This is a genomic window from Hydrocarboniphaga sp. FW305-C-57 (assembly GCF_058783045.1).
The window spans coordinates 111,167-129,117 of record NZ_JBYSYG010000010.1 but is presented as its reverse complement, the minus strand read 5'-3'; the positions used below and the strand labels follow the sequence as shown (position 1 = coordinate 129,117).

Sequence of the window (17,951 nt, the reverse complement as noted above, 5' to 3'; positions counted from 1 at the left end):
CCAATCCAGGAGGGAACGGAAACACACCCTGTGCTTGGAATTGATATCGGCCGCGTATTGATCATGGCCGGAGATCAAGGCGGTCCAGACACTTCGTTTCTGGGGGGCAGCACTGAGGCTGCGATTCATACGCCACCCTACCCTGGCATGTTCGAAGTCGTGCCCGATCTGGTCAGTGCGTTTGCCGGACGCGTTTGGCTCGTGTCAAAAGCATTCCCGAAGACGCAGGAGAAGACACGCCGCTGGCTTGCTCACCATCGGTTCTTCGAACGCACTGGAATTCCCCACTGCCACTTGGTCTTTTGCCTGCGGCGAGAGCAGAAAGCGCAGCTTTGCCGGGACAAAGGCATTACGCACTTCATCGACGACCGAATGGATGTGTTGGGCCACATGAGCGCTGTGGTTCCGCACCGCTTCTTGTTCGGGCCGCAGGCCACCATGATCTTGCCTGAGATGGGTCTAGTACATACACCGACTTGGCGCGCTGTCCATCTTGCACTGAGTGCGAACAGCATGCGCACTCTAGGAATCGCCGTAGCCGATGGCGACCAACCCAGCGGACGATGAGTAATCGCAAGGTGTTATTCCCGTGCCGATGACTGTCCGCTACATGTCCGACATTCACCTCGAGTGCGAAGCCGCTCCTGCTTTTCTGCCGTCGATCGGAGAGGATGTCGTGATCTTGGCGGGCGATATCGGCCCGGTGGGCCAAAGCGTGTCCTGGGCTAAGACGGCCTTCGAAGGTCGTCCTGTCCTCTATGTGCTCGGCAATCACGAACACGACGGTGGCGTGTACGAGGAGACGTTCACTCGGGCTCGGCTAGCTGCAGCTGGAAGCAACGTCACCATCCTTGAGAAGGCGTGCATCGATCTCAACGGCTTTCGCATCATCGGCTGCACGCTATGGACCGACTTCGATTGCTTCGGCTCACATCTTCGTTCGGCCGCGATGTCAGAGGCACGCCAATTCATGCCCGATTACAGCGAGATCAAGCTCGGGCGTCGTCGCCTTCGCCCGTACATGACGCGGCGGATGTCACTGGAAAGCCAAGCTTGGTTGCGCGATGCAATCAATAAGAGCGTCCTCCCCATCATCGTCATAACGCATCACGCGCCGACCATGCACTCGTACAACCCGCGATTCGAGCCCGACCTGATGCTCGCGTCTTTTCACAACGATCATCCTGATCTTGTGCGCGGACCGGTTCGCCTATGGGTGCATGGACATACGCATTGGAGCACGGTCGTCGAGGTTAACGATCGGAAGATTGCAAGCAATCAACGAGGGTATCCGGGCGAGAGTTCCGGAGGGTTTGATTGGAACAAGTGCATCACCGTCAACGATCGCGCTGGAGAAAGCGCAGGGCACTGGAGGGGGCGCGAAGAATGGTAATGACTGTTCCCTACGCCTAGCGAAACATTTAAATGGCTACGGGTTGTCGACCTTTTACAGGAAGATCTTTCAGCGAGTTCTGAATCAGTTGTATCAAGCGCACTCATAAATCGACGCAAGTGATGGCTGGATCAGCGTTTTAGAGTCTTTTCTGGAGTGTGAAAGCGACAACACATGTTCCAAACCCAGCGACCAAGGCTATGACTGGGAGCATATTCGAGAGTGGTTTTTCCAATTCGCATACCCTCACCCTGAGTTTCTGGTCGAGCAAGATCGTCGAGCGCCTCTGCAGTGAGCTCTTTCACTTGGAAAAGTGACAGGTTTTCAGTGAAAATCGTTCAACATGAAAGTTTCCTGGAATGCCATTCTTATTTCGATCAGACATTGAACGATGGCCAGCGGCTAGACTCGATGTCGAGCGAATCTCGGAAGCCTAGTGATGCCACTCTTGGCCAGTACTTCGCCCGCTCTGCCGCCCACCTAGAGGCAATTCGTGGCGATCTGTTTAGCGAGCGTGTAAGCCCAGTCTCGCCAGTTCGTTTCACCACCGCATTTTCGTCGAAGTCAGCATCAGCAGAAAACGAAGCAAACAGCCTGATAGCGAGAGATATCAGGGAACGGCGTTCAGCCGGGTCAGAGTACAGCCGAACACTTCGGGTTAAGCCCGGGACAGCTATTCGGCTTGCGCTTGCAAACGACCTGGAAAATAGCCATGACGGCCCCAGGAAGCTAGCGAGGTAATTTGCTGGGCAAGCCCCCCTCCCTTCAAAGGAGGATCCCAGGAAGGTTGCGGCGTCGCCGACTATTCGTCTCAATTCTCTAGGGGCTACCCCGGCCAATGCATATGAGCTCTGATTTCCTGCAAGCAGGATGCGTTCGAACTCAAGCTGTTGTAGCCATGGAAGGGCTGAGGACGTGCGGTGGGAAACCCACGACCGAACCTTCCGGGCCAATTGAAGTTGAGTAACGAAGGGGCGCGTTTCGTCAGTAAGGCGCACCAGTCTCTTTTCAAGGTGCAATTTTCCTAGCCAAGATGGCATTAAGATATCTCCACCACTAGTGAAGAAGCGCCATCGGAAAAGAGGCGTTTGGTCAGTTGCGCAGTGCGTACTCCATGACTGGTGCCATGACTTCCGAAACCACGGCATGACACCGCTGCGAAGATCGCGAGCAAAGCAAATTGGGCAGTAGGTTCCTAGATCGCAATAAACCTTGTCGCAAACCGTCCGGGGTGCACAGCTTTCTTGGCTTTCTTCCCCGTTCTTTGTCCGCGGAGAGCTCTGAGAGAATGCAGATTTTTCGAGTAAAAGATGAGTTTGCATTTCTAGTGGTGTAACACCATAAACACTGGCGGTTCGAACAAGCCAAGATCCCAGCATTTCTTCGGAATACTGCTGTGGTGCATACCAAAGCCGATTGCTGTGTATCCGCGGATCGACTTGGTAGTTCACGGTGAGGGCTCCGAAACGATATTTTCGAAAAGTAGCTTCCTATCGATACATTCTGCTCCGCTCTTCAATGCAGCACGAGCAGCGCCTTTAATTGTGTGAACAATCCTTTCAGTATTACCTCCCACGCGTTCGAGCAGCTTCGCAATCGTGTCGTCGTCGGTGATGGGCGAAGGCTTCGGAAGGGGAATCTGAGTCAGAAGGGCATAGATGAATGCCCTCGCCCGTTCGGGATCTCGCCAAGGTTGCAAGGTAATCACGTCAAATCGCGTACGAAGGTGTTCATCTGTTGCGATCAACAAGTGTGCTTCCGACGAGCCCATGAGTACCAGCGGGCGACCTCCCTCGTTTGTAATGTGACGTAGATAGGACGCCACAGCCGGAATTTCTGTTGGCTTGAGGTGCCCAAGATCCTGACACTCATCCATGATGAGAAGTCGAATCCCAGATGCCCTGAGCAGTTGAATCGCTCTAACCTTCATCTCTCGCGTCTTCTGTCGGTGCGTGGGAACCGGAGCACCGAGCGTCGAGATGAGACGGACAAGAAAGTCCTCTTCTGAGGAAACGGAGGCGAGTGAGAGAAGCAACACAGGCCTCGATCCATCCTTGGCGAGCAGTGTCTCTTGATCGATTTGATGCCGCCTCAGGAACTCCCGATGTACCCAGGTCTTTCCTTGCCCGGGCATTGCGATCAGTAGCAGGCAGCGCCTCCGCGGGCCGGAAGGCATGCTATAGCGATGCTCGAGCGCGTCCAGCACGTTTTCAGCTCCATCCCAGGCAATAAAAATATCCTCGTCGATGGCTGCAAGTCTTGTCGCGAGTGGCGCATTCAACAGCAAAGCCGTTTGTGGAGTGAGATGCTCGAAACGTTCTGGCTCGAACTCGGCGGTGAAGTCATTCATTTTGACTACCTCGTTATTGAGTACTCTCAGCGGAGCTCTTATCTCGGCGATTTCCTCATACGATTGACCTTCAAGCGGGTTAATTTCCCCGAATGAAGTACTAGATAGACTCGCTGAACTAAGATGTCCTACAGGGATCATCAAAGCTTAGTTGTCGTCAGAATCCTTGTGGGTTTGCAAAATGCGCCCTCACCTTTCAATGAGATCGCCGAAGGCGACGACTTATCTGGGAGGTTGAAGTCCAGCGTCGTCGGTTCGACCGGCGTAGTTTGCGGAGAGGGAAGCATCTTATTGAATGCTCGGGCCGCTTCAGTTTCTGTCTTCGCACGCGTCTTGATTTCACTTCCGAGATTCGTCGAAGCATCGCGACGACCAACGATCACCGGACTGAAGCAGTGAGCTGAGCGAGAACTACGCAACTGCCGTTCTAGCGAGTGCTCTTTGTAAGTCACTGCGGTGATACGGGGGACCTCGATATAGAGGCTGTCGGGCATTCGGACAAATGCTCTTGATGTATCGAGATGGTCGATCCTATAAGTAACCTGCTGTCGTACGGGTATTGGCGCAAGCACTCTGGAGTTGTATACGTAGCCACCCCAATGCAAGCCATCTCGATTCCGTGTCGATTTGTACTCAGGGAGAAAGTCGTAAAAAAAAGCAGGCATCGGCGGTGCGCGGAGCACGCCTTTTGGCACCAGGTGTTGATTATTCTCCCACTGCATCCGGGGAGTTATTCCCAGCGAGCTGTGCTTGGTATCGTGGTACTCGCATATCTGAGTAACGATGTAACGCACTGTGTCCGATGCGGTCATCGTCGCCTTCGCCTCAGGTTGATAGCCGATTCTCTTTGGCGTGTTGGAAAAGGTTGTTCCAGGCAGAAGATGCAGGCGCCCCATGAGCCGACCGATCAGCCGTTCGATATGCCCGCCCCAAGATTTGACCAGCCTCCAAATAGGGGTGATGCCGTGCTGATCGCATCCGGCGAGGTACGGCGCGCTGTGAAACTCGCGAGCGTGATCGGTGAGGATTGTGGATGGAATACCTGCCATCGGCCACTCAAGAGAATCTAGCCCCCAAATCGTCAGGGCACGCCTCTTGTCCATGACCGCCATAGCCAAAGCACGTTGAACCGATGCGATCTGTGGCGGGAGGAACGATAGAAAAAATCCCATAATGCAGCGCGAAAAAACGTCCATTACAAGGGTTAGCCACATGCGACCAAGGGCGAAGCGGCGGGAGTCATCCAGAGTCATCAGATCGATCTGCGTATGGTCGATTTGATACTCTGCTCCTGGGAATCCCACTTCATGCTTACCGCGCAACTGCGTCATCGACTCGCGGAACTTTGCGGGTCCCGCGTGACGACGGCGGCGTAAACTAAATCCGCGACTCTGGAGGCGTCGCCATACTGTGTCTTTCGCAGGTATACGTAATTTCTCATTTTCGCAACGGTCCCTTACTTCAGTCCAAATTTTGTCGAGGGACGTGCCTTCTTCCGATTTGAGTGCCTTGTCAGCGCTCGCGCCAATGATCTCCTCCACCCGCGGATGGAGATTCTTTGATTTCGGCTTGCGCCCTCCTTTTTCTGCGATACAGGAGGTCACGCACGGGTTAGCTAGGTATCGAGCTCGATATGTCTGCATTTGCCGCAAGCCCAATTTCCCTTTGAGCCTTTCCCCCTCGGCTTTCAGCAAGTCTTCTGTGATCGGCTTGCCGCTATTTTCTAGCCGTTGCAATACCTCGTATATCTCTCGGCCGCGCGCCCATGCATCTTTGGTGAACTTGCTGAGGTCAATGCCGACTTTCGGTAGATATGCTCCCGCTTGAAGTTCGCTCCTACTGATCGACCATCGATCCCGCGTTCCATATCGCTGCACGATGCAATCATCGTCCTCAACCGCAATTACTTGGATGCGTTCGCTGCCAAACTCGTAAATGGCCCCGATGCTGATCTCGGGTAACCGCCCAGATGTGAGCACCAAATTTCTTTCCATGTTGCACCCTTCCTTAACTGCACATGATTGGTCGTCGGCTGCGAGCCGAACACGACCCTCCGCTACTCATCTGCGGGTTGACTTTTCAGGCAGGGGTGACAAACTGCTGTTCAGGTGGGGTTCCTAATCCGCCTAATGCAGCACTCCAGAGGGCCGTCTAGTCACGGCCCTTTGTTTTGCCCAATGCCCGGCAAAGCGTTATGAATAATTCATTCGGTAATTGGATTTATTCGTGAGGCACCTCCGTTTGTTTGTCGGGAAATGAAGCTTTCATATGCTCATCAAGATGCGTAGCGACCTCTTGGGTTAGTGCGAAGTGTCCTCGCCGCCCTGGAATCGTGAAGGTTCGTAGTCCGACTTTGCCGCGTGCGATAGCAACCCGTAGCGCATCGGTCGAGGGGTAACACAACGCCTCGCGCAATTGCGCAGTCCCCATAACTAGCCCGTATCGGGCTAGTAGCAGAGCTCCGAGGTTCGACTTGGATGGCGCGCTCTCGCTCATTGGTCAGTCCGCAATTGTTCGGGCTGTTGACTTTAGTCCGAGTTTTTCCGGTTGGGCATGGCGCCCAAAAATCGTATCTTGTATCTCTGCCTCTCTCGGATTAAGAAGGGGAGATCGCCAAATGTCCTCTACGATATTTGCCAGGATTGCGTCGCATGACTGGCGCCCAAAATCACGATCGTTGCTTTCGCTCGCCAGTCGCTTGGCTATGCGCCACCTTCTACGGGCCCAGAAATGCGAGTCGATTCTCGAGATGCAACGCCGACTCTGTCCCGTGTCGAAGAAGGCAGGGACGCGCAGGATAAGGAGAAGGAGTTGGACTCTCTATGTACGTGGCCGAGCACCGCAACGGCATACACTTGAGTTTTGGGATCGCTGCGCTCCGGGAGCTTCCAATATCTTTGGAACCCCGCTTTGGCGCGTCGTGGGGGGCGAGCGACCGTATCTAAATTGGACTCGCCATGTGCTCCCAAATCTTCGACCCGACCTACGTAAGATTTGGCAGTCGCTTGAAAAGCATCCAAAGAGGAGTTCAAGCGAGCTTCGGCGTTGGGTTCGGGAGGCTGGCCGCCAGTCGTTTCTCGACTGCCTCTGCATGCTGTCTGGTGCCGTGCTTATGTATATCGGATTGGGCAGGATTCGAACCGCGAAATCCATGACAAATGCCATGATCCGAGCTTTGATCACCGAGCATTCAACTTACCCAATCACCCCATTCATATGGCAACTTTTTGACGCATTTCGAGCTTCAGTATGGAAAGGATTACCGGAGGAGTATTTTCTCGGCTATGACTTTCCGGTTGCATGCGCGGCAGCCGAGCCACTTCGTTCGTTGAAAGTGAGCCATCCTAAGATTTTTGAGATCGCATCCATTGAGTCAGTGCTACTGCCTGGGAAAGCCTGGCAACTCCTGCCACCGCCACCAGCGGCCGAACACCAGATTTTTCGGTTGAGGTTTTGCACCCCTCCTAATCAGTCAATCACTGACGAGATGTTGAGCAACCTTCGACTTTCCGAGAGTGGAGCGCAGCATGGACCTGCACGTTTCACTGAGGCCTTGCGCCGTGTGATGGCACGCGAGCAGACAGAATCCTATGGAGTATTCCTCGAACGAGCGGAGATTGCCTCAGAGAATGTCGAGGCTAGAACCCCATGCGCACGACGCCGTGGCGAGATCCGATTTATAGGCAGGCTCGCTACCGATGACCAATGGGTCGAGTGCTATAGAAAGCGGTTCCCGTGGAAGTACAGCGTTCAACCTACAAGGTACTCGGAGATCATCGAGACCACACAGGCGCGGCTCGAGAGGCTCAGCTTCTGGCGCTTCCCCTCGAAAGGGCGTCTTCAATTGATTGGACCGAATTTCGAGCAGGTATAAGTGATCATGGCGGTTCGAGCGCGGCCGGTGGCTTCGTTGGTTCTAGGACTGCGGCTCGTGGCAAGAAATCTCTGCGCCCGGTGGTTTTTCCGGTCAGAGCTCCGCGTCGAGGGACTTCAATGAGAGGGTTAAGCTCTGCATTTGCAACCTAAGTGACTGTTTTTTCGACTTCGACGCATGGCTGCAGTCCTAAAGCCGGAGCGGACAGTTCATCAGCGTTCGACCAAAAGTCAATATTGATCTTATTTTTTATACTGCAATAAAGTCCAATATTGACTTAATCATCAATATTGCAGAGAATGGCAATCGTTGACTCACCTTGGAGCTTCGCCATGACCATTCTCTACTCCCTCCTGATCACCGCGACCGGTGCTGCCCTGTTTGCCGATATCGCCGACTCGATCAGCTCGATGACTCGCAAGCCTGGGCAGTCCTGAAGTCTCATCGGCCGAGCGACTCCGCTCTCGCGATAGGGAGTCGCTGCGGTCGGGCGGTAAACGAATTGATGAACGATCGGCTGCGCGCGACTTCGACGAGTTCGACGAGGCAGTCGTAGAACGCCGGAGTCTTGCCTTCGGCGAACGGCGCCTCGCGCAAAGGCAGCTTGATCCACCCTTCCCTGCCGAGCTGCTCGAAATCGATCTGCTCGGAATCGAAAGCCTGACGTTCGATGTCTTCATCGGTCTCGAAGCGTTGCTGCCTTTCGGACCGTTGCGTCGCAAGGGCGCGGCAAGCGTTCGCACGAGGGCCGGCTTCGATAAGTGAAGCTGCGTCGTCGAGCTAGAAAAGCGTTTCGATTCGAAATGGGCTGCCGCAGAATGGAAAGCCGGGCCGCGACAGCTTTGGCGCTTCGAATAGAACTCACAAAAGCATCCGAGGAGAAACGCATGCAGGTCGATACGACCAAGCCGGTGCTGGTGGCGGGTGCGAGCGGCTTCGTCGGCAGCCATGTGGCGCGCCTGCTCGTGAAGCAAGGCCGCAGAGTGCGCTTGCTGCTGCGCAAGAGCAGCAATACCGAGGCTGTGAAGGATCTCGATGCCGAGATCCACTACGGCGACGTGCTAGACACCGCGTCGCTGCGGGCCGCGATGGACGGCGTCGGCAGCGTCTTCTACAGCGTGCTCGATCCGCGCTTCTGGCTCACCGATACCACGCCGCTCTATCGCAACAACGTCGAAGGCCTCGTCAACGCGATGAACGTGGCGCTCGAATGTGGTGTGCAGCGTTTCGTCTTCACGAGCACGATGGGCACCTTGGGCCTCAATCCGAACGGCCCTGTCACCGAAGACATCGCCTTCAACTGGCGTGATCGCGCCTCGGCCTACATTCTCGCGCGGCTCGAGGCGGAGAATCGTTTCCTGGCCTGCTGTCGTGAGCGCGGCCTGCCGGGCGTGGCGCTGTGCATCGCCAACACCTACGGCCCCGAGGACTATCAGCCGACGCCGCATGGCAACATGCTCTGGCAGGTCGCCAAGGGAAAAGCTAGGTACGTGCTCGACGCGGGCGCTCCGACGATCGATATTCGCGATGCGGCCGAAGCCGCGGTACTCGCGGAGCGATACGGCCGCGTCGGCGAGCGCTACATCATCGCCAACGAGTTCATCAGCAATCGCGACTTCTACGCGCTCGCCGCCAGGGAAGGCGGCAATCCGCCGCCGAAGCTGATCCCGCTGCGCACCGCCTACGCCGTCGCCTGGATCGCCGAACGCATCTTCAAGCTGATCGGCCGCAAGGACTATCTGCTGAGCACCGACGCGGTGTTTCTGTCGAACGCGTTTCAGCGCATGGACAACGGCAAGGCGCGCCGCGAACTGCACTGGACTCCGCGACCGATCGCCGAAACCGTGCGCGACGCCGTGGCCTGGTACGCGTATCGCGAGCGCGGCCAGGCCGGCGCATGACATGAAAAAGCCTGCGTAGCCCTTGCACGGGCGACGCAGGCTTCGGGCTGCGATCAGCGCGTGGTTCGCGCTGCCGCGCTCATCAGGCCCGGCTGCGCGGCAAGCCCAGGCGACGTTCGGCGACCATGCTGCGCAGCACTTCGCTGGTGCCGCCGTAGATCGTCGTCGCGGTCGAATGGCGATAGCCCTTCTCGACCAGGCCCAGGCCTTCCTTGCCACGCAGCATCGAGCGCGGTGCGGCGAGGTCGATCAGGTCGGCCGCATTGGTGATGAAGGCTTCGGTGCCGAACACCTTGGCGGCCGGGCCGAAGGCCGCGTCCGGAATGCCGGCCAGCTTGGCGCCGAGCACACGCGCCGACAGCACCTCCGACACGCGTGCTTCCACATACGTGCGCGCCAGGCGTGCGAGCACGTCGGAATCCTCGATCAGCGGGCGGCCGTCGCGCTGCTCGTTGCGAGCCCACTCGGCGACGTTGCGCGCCATATCGTCGATGTACACGTGCGTGGCGCCGCCGGACTGCTCCATGGAGAGCGCCGCGGCAAGCACCTTGGCACCGCCGTTGACTTCACCCATGCGGTACTTATCGGGAACGCGCACGTCCTGGTAGAACGTGGCGTTGGTGCGCTCGTCCATGAAAGTGTGCACGGGCTGGATCTCGATGCCCGGCAGGTTCAGCGGCACCAGGAACACGGTGATGCCCTTGTGCTTGGGCGCGTCGGGATCGGTGCGCGTGATCAGGATCACGTAGCTCGCGAGCTCGGCACCCGAGGTGAACATCTTGGCGCCGTTGATGATCCAATCGTCGCCGTCGCGCACGGCGCGCGTCTTGGCGGCGAACACGTCGGAGCCGCCGGAGGGCTCGGTGTAGCCGAGCGCGGCAGTGATCTCGCCGCGGCCCATGCGCAGCAGCACTTCCTCCTGCAGCTCGGGCTTGGCGGTCTTCTGTATGACGTGGCCGATCATCGAGGTGGTGCTGCGCGCCAGGCCGGCGTAGCCCACTTCCTTCCACACCGCGAGGCTGGCGCGCGCGGACTCGGCGTCGGCATCGCGCCCTCCCCATTTCGCCGGCCAGTCCGGATACAGCAGGCCGGCTTCGCCGAGCGCACGATGCACGTCCCAGGCGTGGCTTTCGAAATTGCTCTCGAACAGACTGTGCCTGTTCGGATCGATGATGCGCTTGAACAGCGCGCGCGTTTCGTCGGCCAGCGCCTTGCCGCCGGTGGGTGGTTCGAAGTCGATGTCGACGGCGCCGACGTCGGGCAGCGCGGCCGTCTCGCCGAGCAGCAGGCGACGGCCGCCGCGCACGAGTTCGGCACGCGGATCACCCGCAACGAGCGCCCAGTTCTTGGCGCGACGGTGGTAGAGCTGGATGTCGTATTCGTTCGACAGGCCGTAACCGCCGAAGGTGTGCAGCGCGTGCGCGACGCAGTTCGTAGCGGTGCGCGAAGCCCACCAGAACAGCGTCGATACGGCCGCGCCGGCTTTGGGCTTGCCGTCGGCGATCTCGCGCAGCGTCCACCAGAGCAGCAGGCCGGCACCGTCGGCGTCCATGGCGTCGTTGGCCAGCGGATGCGCGATGCCCTGGTTGGCGCCGATCGGCACGCCGAAGGCGATGCGCTCGCAGGCGTAGGAGGCTGCCATCTGCAGCGCTTCCTTGGACAGGCCGATCAGCGCGGCCGAAGTCAGCAGCTTCCATTCCTCGACGCCACCGGCCCAGAGCTGGGCGGCGGCATCACCGCTGGCGACGACCTGACGCGCGCCCTTGCCGACCTGGAACACGCCGACGGCGTGCCCGCCGAGCGTCGGCGGACTCTCCAGCGGCTGCGCCGGCGCTTCGATGAAGAGATCCTTGCCGTCGAACGCCAGAATGCCCGCGGCTACCGCGCCACCGTTCACGAGCTGCGTGGTGCCGGCCTTCACCTCGTGCAGGGCGAAGCTCAGCACGGACTGGCCGTCGCGCACTTTTTCGATCCACTGCGTCGCCACGTCGCCGCCGGCTTCGCCGAGGATGCGCAGGGCGACGAGCGCTTCGGCCAGCGGAGCCGAAGCGAGGCGCTTGCCGGCCTCTTCGAGCACCAGGCAGGCGTCGAACAAACCCATGCCGCCACCACCCGCGTCGGCCGAGAGGCGCATGAACGGGGCTTCGATCGACACCAGTTCGTTCCAAAGCGCGGCGTCGAAGCCCAGCGGCTCGGCGGCGCGCACGCGCGCGGGGGACGATTCGGTGGCGAAGAACCCTTCGAACATCTCCAGTACGGCCCGGCTGTCATCCGGCAAACCCAGCTTCATGCGTCAGCTCCTCGAATATTCCGCTTATCGGTTTGTAGTCTTGCGATGCGCTCGCCAGCGCAGGCGCCGAGCTTGTAGTCTAAGTCAACACTACTGTTCAAATCACGTCGATTCCAGGGCGCCCGCCGCGCTCTCGGAATGCGTCACGACAGCGAACGTCCGCAGGCAAATTCCGGCCGGCGAACGCGGCAACGGCCTGCCGGCGACGGATAGGCAGCACTGTTCACTAAAGCAGCGGAAAATCGGCCTACCCCCTGTTCAGGGCGGCGCAGGTGAATTAAAGTCAGTTCGCTGACTCCAATTTGCGGGCGGTGACTTCGAGTCGCCCCCAAAACCCTCCCGCATCCTGAAATCAACGACATAGACACGAGGAGAGTGGTAATGAGCACGACGATCAAGTGGGATCCGTACACCCCCGAGCTGTCCCGCGATCCCTACCCCACGTACAAGCGCATGCGCGAGGAAACGCCGCTCTATTACAACGAGGAGCACGATTTCTACGCGCTGACCCGCTACGCGGACGTCGAGCATGGCCTGCGCGACAAGGACAACATGAGCTCCGCGTATGGCGACATCCTCGAGTTCATCAAGGCCAAGTCGCGCATGCCCGATGCGGTGTTCATCCACCAGGATCCGCCCGTGCATTCGGCATACCGCCAGCTCATGCAGCGCATCATCACGCCCAAGCGCATGCTCGGCATCGAGGAGGAGATCCGCAAGCTCTGCGCGCGTAGCCTCGATCCGCTGATCGGCACCGATCGCTTCGATTTCATCGGCAATCTCGGCGCCGAAATGCCGATGCGCGCGATCAGCATGCTGCTCGGCATTCCGGAATCCGATCAGGTTGCGATTCGCGAATCGGTCGACGCGCGCATGCGCACTGAAGCCGGCAAGCCGATCGACCTCACCAAGCAGAAAGACCTGCAGATGGAGGCGCTCGCCAACTTCGAGGAATACATCAAGTGGCGTGAGAAGAACCCGTCGGACGACATGATGACGGAGCTGCTCAACGCCGATTTCGCCGATCCCGCCAACGGCGGCACCAAGCGCAAGCTCACGCGCGACGAGGTCGTGGCGATCTGCAACGTCGTCGCCGGCGCTGGCAACGAGACCACCAATCGCCTGATCGGCTGGATGGGCAAGACGCTCTCCGAGCATCCCGATCAGCGCCGCCAGATCGCGCAGGATTCCAAGCTGATTCCGCAGGCCATCGAGGAACTGCTGCGCTTCGAGCCGCCGGGGCCGTTCATGGCGCGCTACGTCACCAACGACATCGAGTACTACGGCCAGAAGATTCCGAAAGGCAGCGCGCTGCTGCTGATGGTGGCCTGCGCCAATCGCGACGAGCGTCGCTTCGTCAACGGCGACAGCTTCGACATCCATCGCGAACAGCGTCCGCACATGACCTTTGGCAACGGCATCCACGTCTGCATCGGTGCCCCGCTCGCCCGCATGGAAGGCCGTGTGGCGATGGAAGAAGTGCTCAAACGCTTCCCCGAGTGGGAAGTCGACTACGACAACGCCGTGCTGTCCTCGACCTCGACCGTGCGCGGATGGGATTCGCTGCCGGTCTGGGTCGGCAAGAAGCCGAAGAACGTCACCGTCTCCGCTCCTGCCGCCGCGAAGGCTGCCGAACCGGCGAAGCCGGCCGGCCCGGTACCGCTCGAAGGCACCTGGAACGTCGTCGTTAAGGGCCCCACCGGCCCGCAGCCGGCGACGCTCGTGCTCGAAAAGAAGGGCGACACCTACGTCGGCACCCAGAGCGGCCAGGGCTCGACGTCCGAACTGCTCGACTTCAAGTACGACGGCAAGCAGATTTCCTGGGTCAACCAGGTCACCAAGCCGATGAAGATCAAGGTCGAGTTCAAGGGCGAAGTGAACGGCGCCGAAATGTCCGGCAAGGCCAAGGCCGGCTTCATGGGCTCCTACCCGTTCACCGCGACCAAGGCTTGAGGGCCGCATGCCCAAGATCCTCTTCATCGAGCACAACGGCAAGGAGCACGTCGTCGACGCCGAGGTGGGCAAGAGCCTGATGCAGACGGCGCTCGACCACGCGGTGCCCGGCATTCTCGGGGACTGCGGGGGCGCCTGCTCCTGCGGCACCTGCCATTGCTACGTCGATACCGCCTGGGAAAAGCGCTTGCCGCCGATCGGCGAGAACGAAGAAGTGATGCTCGAAGGCACGCTGCACACCGAGCCCAACAGCCGGCTGAGCTGCCAGATCGAAGTCACCGACGCGCTCGACGGTCTGGTGTTGCGTCTGCCGATCAGCCAGGTGCTTTGAGCGCTAGCTTCGCGTTGTCTGCAAGGGCGCAGCCGCGATGGCTGCGCCTTTTTCATGCGCGGGGCTCTAGTCGATCAACCCGAGATGTCGCGCGATCGCGATCGCCTGCACGCGGTTGTTGATCTGCAGCTTCTCGAAGATGTTGCGCAGATGCCATTTGACCGTGTTGATCGACACGGACAGCCGATCGGCCAGATCCTTGTTCGAAAGCCCGTTGGCGACATGGCGCAGCAGCTTCTTTTCGCGCTCGGTCAGAGTGTCGACGAGCGCAGGATCGAATTCGCGCACGAGGCCGCCGGCGGAGTTGCCGACCACCGCAATCGCGCCGGCCTGCCTGAGCAGGTGATCGAGGTAGGCGATCAGGCGATCGCGCTGCGGCAGGTCGGGCAGCTGCGTCATCGACGAGCGTACGTCGCGCATGAGCCGTAGCGCCGGCTGGCGCTCGTCGATGAAGGCGCGGACGAACTCGCGCGGCGAACCGAGTTCCAGCGCTTCGAGCAGGCTGCGCCGTGCCGCGTTGACCTTGTTCTCGGCGTTCAGCGAGATCGCGAGCAGCAGCGTGAGCTTGAGCTCGCGCCGGCGCCGCCGGCTCAGCTTGGCCTCGCGGATCTGCGACTGCAGCAGCACGCGCGCACTCGTGTGCCGTCCGGTGTAGATCAGGTAGCGCGCCTGCGTGATCGTGCGCGCCTCGGTTTCGCCGGCGTGGAAGATCAGTTCGTCGCGGTTGACGCGATCGTGCTCGGGATCGAATTCGCGCAGCCGGCGTTCGGCCTTGTCGAGGTCCGCGCCCAGCGTCGCCTGGCGCACGTATTCGGCGCGCGCGTAGCTCACGAGCCGCTCGAACGAATGCCGATAGCCAAGATAGAGCATGCGTTCGAGCACCTCTTCGGCCTCGGCCTCGTCGCCGCGCAGATGCGCGATGCGTGCCTGCGTGAGCAGGATCACCGCGAGCGGATCGACGATGGCCTGCTGCTCGGCAAGCGGGGCATAGTCGTGGATCAGCGTCTGAGCCTCTTCGAGGCGGTTCTGCTCGTAATAGCCTTCGGCCAGATAGGCCGCGATCACCGAGCCCGCGCTGCCGGTTCCGGCCATGCCCTCCTCGGTGTGGCGCAGCGCGGCGGTGAGCCCGCGCACCGCGTCGCCGACGCGGCCCTGCTGGCTCAGGGTCATGCTGTAGATGGCTTCTTCGTAGGCCCGGCCGAACAGATGCCCGTCGCGATCGTGCAAGGGCCGCGCGCGCTGCATGAGCGTGCGCGCCTCTTCGTGTTCGCCGCGTCCGATCAGATACATCGAGCGCGCATTGAGCGCGACCGCGTAGAGCGAGCCGTGCTGCTCGTCGAGCTGCTGCATGGCTTCGAGCGCGACTTCGCCCATGGTTTCGATGCGATCCTGCGCCGCGAGCACGAACAGCCTCGCGTGGTCATGCAGGCCCGGCGGCGGCCGCTGCCCGGCCGCTGCGTTCTGCCAGAGCCGCTGGCGCGCGTCGATGAGCCGGTTGGCCTTGTCGAACGAACGACGGAAGCCGTAGGCGATGATCGCATCGCTCGCGAGCTGCTCGTGGCGCAGCAGGATCTCGGCTGGAAACTGATCGGCATAGCGCTCGATCAGGCCGAGCCGCTCTTCGGCGACGAGCCGGTCGATGATGCCGTCGAGCAGCTGTGCCGCAGCGTCGAGCTCGCCGGCATTCAGATGATGCTGGATCGCGAGTTCGCGCAGCCCGTGCTCGGCGTACCAGTGCGCGACCCGGCTGTAGCGCTGGCGCAGCTCCTGATCGGAGCTTTCGGTGCGCAGGCGAGCGAGCAGGAAATGCCGGAACAGGTTGTGGAAGCGGAACCAGTGCCGTTCGAGATCGGTGTGCATCAGGAACAGGCCGGCACGCTCGATCTCGGCGAGCTGCGCCCGGCCCTCCCGCGAGCCGGTGATGTGCTCGACGAGCGCCGGGCTGATCTTCTCGGGCACGCTGAGTTCGAGCAGCAGGGACTGCAGCCGCGGGCTCAGGTCTTCGAAGACTTCCGAGGCAAGGAAATCGATCAGCTCGGGCGTCACGCCCTTGCCCGAGAACGCGACGCTGCGCGGGTTGCGCCCGCGGCTCACGCAGAGCCGGAAACATTGCAGGGCCGCGGGCCAGCCATCGGTGCGGGCGTGAATCTCCTGCACGTCCGCCGGATCCAGCGCCCCGAGCTCGCGGAAGAATTCCGAGGTCTCGGCCGGCCCGAAGCGCAGGTCGTCATGCCCGATCAGCAGCGTATGGCCGTCGAGCAGGCGGCGCGAGAGCTGCGCGCCCGGCAGGACGCGCGTACCGATGCAGATCTGCACGCCATCCGGCAGCAGACGCGTGAGCTGCATGAGCACCGCATCGAGCCCGGCACCGGCTCCGTGCTCGTAGTTGTCGACCACGATCACGCCGCGCCCCTTCAGCTGGCGCAGCGCGTGGGCGATGTCGTCGACCGAATAGGCGCGCGGCACCGTCGCGGCGCGTTCGCCCGCGAGCTGTCGAACCGCGATGCAGAGTTGGCGCAGGAACAGCGCGGGTTCGGCGCTATGCGATTCCATGCGCACCCAGGCCACCGCATCGCCGAGCTCGCTGCGGTGCTCGCAATACTGGCGCAGCAGCATCGTCTTGCCGAAGCCCGCCGGGCCTTGCACGACGACGAGCCTGGCCTGCGGATGCTGCTTGAGCCGGGCCAGCGGCTTGCGTCGCAGCACTTGCCAGTCGGTGGCCGGGCGAGCGCTTTCGACCGGCTCGTCCGGCATCAGGCTCGTCGTGTCGCGCGGCGCTTCCACGGGCCTTTCGCTTCTGTGCGTCCGCTCAGGACTCGGAGCCGACGCGGACCATGAGCTTGCCGGTGTTGCCGCTCGTATAGAGCAGCTTGAGCGCCTCCTGCGCGTTTTCGAGCCCGTCGACGATGTGCAGCCGCGACTTGAGCTTGCCTTCGAGCATCCAGCCCGCGAGCTTCTGCTGATACTCCGGGTAGCGATCGACGTAGTCGAGGATCACGTAGCCCTCGATGCGCAGCCTGCGCATGATGACGTTGCGGAACATGTACGGCCCCGGCGTGCGTTCGGCACCGTCGTTGTAGCTCGAGATCAGCCCGCAGATCACCACGGTGCCGAAGTTCTTCATGCAGGTGAGCCCGGCATCCAGGATCTCGCCGCCGACGTTCTCGAACAGCACGTCGATGCCGTCCGGAGCTACAGCCTGGATCTGCTCGACGAGATTGCCGCGCTTGTAGTCGATGACGGCGTCGTAGCCGACTTCTTCCTTGAGCCAACGGCACTTCTCGGCCCCGCCGGCGACGCCGATCACGCGGCAGCCGTGAATCTTCGCGAGCTGTCCGGTGATCACGCCGACCGCGCCGGCGGCGGCCGTGACGAGCACGGTGTCGCCCGGCTTGATGCGCCCGATCTCATGCAGGCCGACATAGGCGGTGGGCCCGGCGATCGCGAGCGTGCCGAAGGCATCGCCGATCGGAAGGCCCGGCAGACGCGGCATCGGCGAGTAGCCGCTGCCATCGGTGACGATGTATTCGGACCACAGGCCGAGCCCGGCCGCGAGGCTGCCGACCGGGAAGGCCGGATTGCGCGACTGCACCACCTCGGCGACGACGAAGCCCTTCATCGGATCGCCGAGCTTGACCGGATCGATGTACAGATCCCATTCGCTGAGCCAGAGGCGCAGCGTGGCATCGAGCGACAGATACAGCGTGCGCAGCAGCAGTTCGCCTTCCGCGAGTTCGGGCAGCGTCTCGGTTCGCAGCTCGAGCGTGTTGGGCTCGATCTCGTGCTTCGGTCGATTGGCGAAATACCAGCGGCGCGTCTGGGTCATGCTCTCTCCTCCTGGGTGTTCTTATGCGCCGGA

At 60.6% G+C, this 17,951-nt stretch carries 9 protein-coding genes and 1 pseudogene; 5 read left to right on the top strand and 5 right to left on the bottom strand.

Annotation, left to right across the window (positions count from 1 at the left end):
* Positions 1-30 precede the first annotated feature (30 nt).
* Positions 31-567 carry a hypothetical protein gene (locus tag AC3WUM_RS18950; RefSeq protein ID WP_492412172.1) on the top strand — a complete coding sequence of 179 codons (537 nt, stop codon included), beginning with the start codon at positions 31-33 and terminating at the stop codon, positions 565-567.
* Positions 568-610: 43 nt separating this feature from the next.
* Positions 611-1,393 carry a metallophosphoesterase gene (locus AC3WUM_RS18945; RefSeq protein WP_492412170.1) on the top strand — a complete coding sequence of 261 codons (783 nt, stop codon included), beginning with the start codon at positions 611-613 and terminating at the stop codon, positions 1,391-1,393.
* A 1,447-nt stretch (positions 1,394-2,840) separates the two neighbouring features.
* Here the strand turns inward: AC3WUM_RS18945 and AC3WUM_RS18940 are convergent.
* On the bottom strand, positions 2,841-3,743 hold the full coding sequence (locus AC3WUM_RS18940) for a TniB family NTP-binding protein (RefSeq protein ID WP_492412168.1): 903 nt from the start codon (positions 3,741-3,743) through the stop codon (positions 2,841-2,843).
* Positions 3,744-3,883: 140 nt separating this feature from the next.
* The gene (locus tag AC3WUM_RS18935; RefSeq protein ID WP_492412166.1) at positions 3,884-5,737 is read right to left on the bottom strand and encodes a TnsB C-terminal domain-containing protein; all 1,854 of its coding nucleotides are present in this window, start codon (positions 5,735-5,737) and stop codon (positions 3,884-3,886) included.
* Positions 5,738-8,504: 2,767 nt separating this feature from the next.
* On the opposite strand from AC3WUM_RS18935, the gene AC3WUM_RS18930 reads away from it, so the two are divergent.
* The gene (locus tag AC3WUM_RS18930) at positions 8,505-9,518 is read left to right on the top strand and encodes an NAD-dependent epimerase/dehydratase family protein (RefSeq protein ID WP_492412164.1); all 1,014 of its coding nucleotides are present in this window, start codon (positions 8,505-8,507) and stop codon (positions 9,516-9,518) included.
* 82 nt (positions 9,519-9,600) lie between these two features.
* Here AC3WUM_RS18930 and AC3WUM_RS18925 read toward each other — a convergent pair whose 3' ends face one another.
* Positions 9,601-11,808, bottom strand: coding sequence for an acyl-CoA dehydrogenase family protein (locus AC3WUM_RS18925; RefSeq protein ID WP_492412163.1), 2,208 nt, complete (start codon positions 11,806-11,808; stop codon positions 9,601-9,603).
* Positions 11,809-12,189: 381 nt separating this feature from the next.
* On the opposite strand from AC3WUM_RS18925, the pseudogene AC3WUM_RS18920 reads away from it, so the two are divergent.
* Positions 12,190-13,389, top strand: a pseudogene (locus AC3WUM_RS18920) (cytochrome P450); the annotation flags it as partial.
* Positions 13,390-13,768: 379 nt separating this feature from the next.
* Positions 13,769-14,092 (top strand): 2Fe-2S iron-sulfur cluster-binding protein, encoded by a 324-nt coding sequence (locus tag AC3WUM_RS18915; protein WP_492412161.1) that lies wholly within the window; start codon positions 13,769-13,771, stop codon positions 14,090-14,092.
* Positions 14,093-14,158: 66 nt separating this feature from the next.
* On the opposite strand, the gene AC3WUM_RS18910 is transcribed toward AC3WUM_RS18915, so the two are convergent.
* Together AC3WUM_RS18910 and AC3WUM_RS18905 are read right to left on the bottom strand one after the other, a co-directional pair.
* On the bottom strand, positions 14,159-16,876 hold the full coding sequence (locus AC3WUM_RS18910) for a winged helix-turn-helix domain-containing protein (protein ID WP_492412159.1): 2,718 nt from the start codon (positions 16,874-16,876) through the stop codon (positions 14,159-14,161).
* Between the two features lie 25 nt (positions 16,877-16,901).
* On the bottom strand, positions 16,902-17,918 hold the full coding sequence (locus AC3WUM_RS18905) for an NADP-dependent oxidoreductase (protein WP_492412157.1): 1,017 nt from the start codon (positions 17,916-17,918) through the stop codon (positions 16,902-16,904).
* Between the last annotated feature and the right edge of the window lie 33 nt (positions 17,919-17,951).